Here is a 3148-nt window from a genome sequence, read left to right as displayed (position 1 = left end):
TTGAGCCTAATCCTGTTGAACCTGATGAATTAGTTTGCAAATCATATAAAGATTGACTTCCTTCATAGATATAATCCGCTTTAGCTGGTAAAGATAAAAATAAAGTTAGTAGCCCTGCTAATAACATTCCACCAATAACTACTATTTCCGCTAAATATTTATCCTTCTTGCGTGGCATTTTGTTTCTTCCATTCTTTTTTACAAGTACGTTTAGATTTACTTACGCCTTTTTTATTAGGTGAAAGCCAACATTTTTTCATAAACGCATCATACAACCCTTCTGAATCAGGTCTTTCATCTGTATTGGATGCCCATGCTGCTGTTGCTTCTTTACCTATTTTGCCTTTATATGGACAAGGAGTTCCTGCCATTTCCATAGCTTGAAACACTCGATTATCTTGGCAAAGTAAACTAACAGAAGCTACCTTCATTCCCATATCGTATAGGTATTTAGAAAGTTTTAATCTCTCACAATTCATATCACGCACGGTAGTACCGCCAGAAAACCCAAATAATTGCCCTTGTAAAGCTCCAGAACGTCCAGTCGTGCAAAGGTCCTGGCTGTAACTCATAATACTTGGTGCTATAGCTGAAGCTGGTGGGCTTTTAACTCGTTGTTCTATAACTTGGGTAGAACTTGATTGATTGACGTTTGTGTTCGTGTTATTGGCGTTTATATTATTGTTATTTGTGTTTGTATTATCCGTTGTAACATTAGATTCCGAAGTGCTGTTATTCACATTCGTATTAGTATTAGCAGATGTTGATGTATTACTGCTGGTATTGTTAGATGTCGTGTTATTAGTAACTGCTTGAGTAACATTTGAAGTATTGGTTGATGTACTCGTATTTACATTGGTATTAGCATTGGTATTCGTATTATTTGAAGTCGCTGTGCTAGTCGCTGTTGATGTATTTACATTGGTGTTAGCATTGGTATTAACATTCGTATTATTAGCAGTATTGGTAGCTGTTGTCGTTGTCGTATTGACATTCGTGTTAGCGTTTGTGTTCGTGTTGTTGTTTGTATTTGTCGCTGTGGATGTATTAGTATTAGTGTTGGTTGTGGTCGTGCTGTTAACGGTTGTTAAATTATTGTTTTCACAATTATCTGTACCATTTGTACACCCTGTACCTGTTTGTGCTTCTGCTGCGTTAATATTATATGAAAGTAATCCTAATGTTGTAACAAATAAAAGAATCCCACTAAATGTAATCCATTTTTTAAACATTTACTCACCTTTAGAATGAGAAGCTCCGAAATAAAAGCTACTAATTCCACTTACTAGCCCACCTAAATACCCTAAAACTAGGCTAACAATAGTGTCTGAATTTTCTGAAGGAGGCTGAATGGTTACTAAAAAGATATAACCAACAAACCCAAATAAAGCGACTAGCCCAAATACTTTAGGAGTCCAATCTCCTTTAAAGGCATTTCTTGCCTCTTGGACATCGGCTGTTTCTAATTTAAATAAGTCAACGTCAAGTTCTTTCATACGCACTTCAAACTCAGTTTCCACTTTTTTTAGTGCTGCTAACTGTTCAGGAGTTGCTTTTTCTACTGCTGCTTGTAATTGTTTAGGTGAAGATTTAGCGTCAATACCTAATGCTTTAGTTACTAAATTAACTGCCATTCCGCCCATAGGACCACCTAATGCAGTTCCTAATGATGGAGCAACTGTACCTATTACTGTTTTTAATATACCTAAATTCATTAATCCTCCTTTGGAACAAATAATCCTTGTTCTATTAATTTTTCTCTATTTTGTAAATGTAATCCTTTTATTAATTTTTTATTTTCAGCATTATAAGGAACTGCATGATATGCATTAATCATATCTTCATTAATATTAATACCATTAACCCATACTTCTCCTATTACTCTTCCAAATTTTCCTTTAGAATTTTCTTTATAAGTTTTAATAATTATTTTTTTATCTTGATCGTCATCATTAATTGAAGTTTTTAAATAATTTTTTGCTAAAATTCCTCTTGCTTTTTCATCTAAATTTCTAGTTCTGGATTCTGGAGTATCAATACCCAATAAACGAACTTTACATCCATGAAAAATATTAAATCCTAAGTCTAATATTACTTCTATGGTATCTCCATCAACTACTTTTGTAACATGACATTTATATTCATACATAATTATTTACCATTTTACTTTATTCGCCCAATAAGCTGCTGACATTTTACCCTTAGATATATTTTTGCCGTGTCTTGCTTTAAAAGATTTACGTCTAGCTTTTTGTTTAGCAGACTCACCTTTTTTTGGTTTACCAGCAGTAGAAACACCTTGTTGACCGAAACGTATAGTTTTTATTTTATTACCTTCTTTAGCAACGACTATATGTGATTTAGTTTTATGTTTAGGAGTACGTTTAGGTTTATTAAAACTCGATACTCCTGCTCTTTTTAATCTACCGTCTTTTTTTTGTGGCATCTTTATTCCTTTTAAATGATCTATTTTTAGATTTAGAAATAACTTTTAAATTACTTCTTGTGCTATTTTTAGGATTACCATCTTTATGATGTACATCTTTTCCATCACCTTTTTTAACTTTTTTAACTTTAATTAAAATATTACGAGCTTTATTTCTACTAGCTCTATTTTTTTTTTGTTTTTCTGATCCTTGATAATTATCGTATTCTTTTCTGTAATTACGCATTATTATTTTAAAAACTCCAAATAAGCAGTAAAACTAAGTATAATTCCATAAATACCTAAAATTAATTTATCTATTTTATCAAAGCGTTTACTTCCAGCTTCTAATCTTTTATCTATATTGTCATATCGTAAAGCACATATATCTTCATGTGCTTTTAATTTTAGTTCCATTTTTTCAGTTGTTTCCATTTTTATTTTTTATAACCTTTAAACCATGATGGTAAACCCAAAATAGGTCTGCCATCAAATTTATTCTCTTCTGCTGTTTCTTGGTTTGCGTCATTGTAATGTAAAAAAACTTGACCACAATTCTCACCAAAAAAAGGTTCTCGCCAATGTTCTAATTCACAACCACTATAAATCAACATATCACCTACCTCTAATTTAACTTCTGTACCTGTTTTTCCTTCTTCTCCAGAAGGTTCTAAAAAGATAGACCATTGATCTCCGCCTAAGTGCAATGTAGTAGAAACTTCG

7 protein-coding genes are annotated in these 3148 nt (G+C 32.2%); all 7 read right to left on the bottom strand.

The features are described from left to right. Positions 1-158: 158 nt before the first annotated feature. Positions 159-1232, bottom strand: coding sequence for a hypothetical protein (locus tag AAC053_RS13805; RefSeq protein ID WP_339757851.1), 1074 nt, complete (start codon positions 1230-1232; stop codon positions 159-161). Beyond that, on the bottom strand, positions 1233-1715 hold the full coding sequence (locus tag AAC053_RS13800; protein ID WP_339757849.1) for a hypothetical protein: 483 nt from the start codon (positions 1713-1715) through the stop codon (positions 1233-1235). Then, positions 1715-2149 carry a thermonuclease family protein gene (locus tag AAC053_RS13795; RefSeq protein WP_339757847.1) on the bottom strand — a complete coding sequence of 145 codons (435 nt, stop codon included), beginning with the start codon at positions 2147-2149 and terminating at the stop codon, positions 1715-1717. The genes AAC053_RS13800 and AAC053_RS13795 overlap by 1 nt, the downstream gene beginning before the upstream one ends. 6 nt (positions 2150-2155) lie before the next feature. Further along, entirely contained in the window at positions 2156-2446 is a 291-nt protein-coding gene (locus AAC053_RS13790; RefSeq protein WP_339757844.1) for a hypothetical protein, read from the bottom strand. Continuing rightward, entirely contained in the window at positions 2424-2672 is a 249-nt protein-coding gene (locus AAC053_RS13785; protein ID WP_339757841.1) for an HNH endonuclease, read from the bottom strand. Before AAC053_RS13785 ends, AAC053_RS13790 begins: the two co-directional genes overlap by 23 nt. Before the next feature lie 2 nt (positions 2673-2674). Then, the gene (locus AAC053_RS13780) at positions 2675-2860 is read right to left on the bottom strand and encodes a hypothetical protein (RefSeq protein WP_339757837.1); all 186 of its coding nucleotides are present in this window, start codon (positions 2858-2860) and stop codon (positions 2675-2677) included. A 2-nt stretch (positions 2861-2862) separates the two neighbouring features. Further along, positions 2863-3148 (bottom strand): hypothetical protein (locus AAC053_RS13775; RefSeq protein WP_339757835.1); only part of this gene is annotated, 286 nt, incomplete at its 5' end.

The organism is uncultured Winogradskyella sp., assembly GCF_963975125.1.
In the GTDB taxonomy this organism is placed as follows: domain Bacteria; phylum Bacteroidota; class Bacteroidia; order Flavobacteriales; family Flavobacteriaceae; genus Winogradskyella.
The sequence above is the reverse complement of the archived record's forward strand: the minus strand, read 5'-3'. Positions and strand labels throughout refer to the sequence as shown.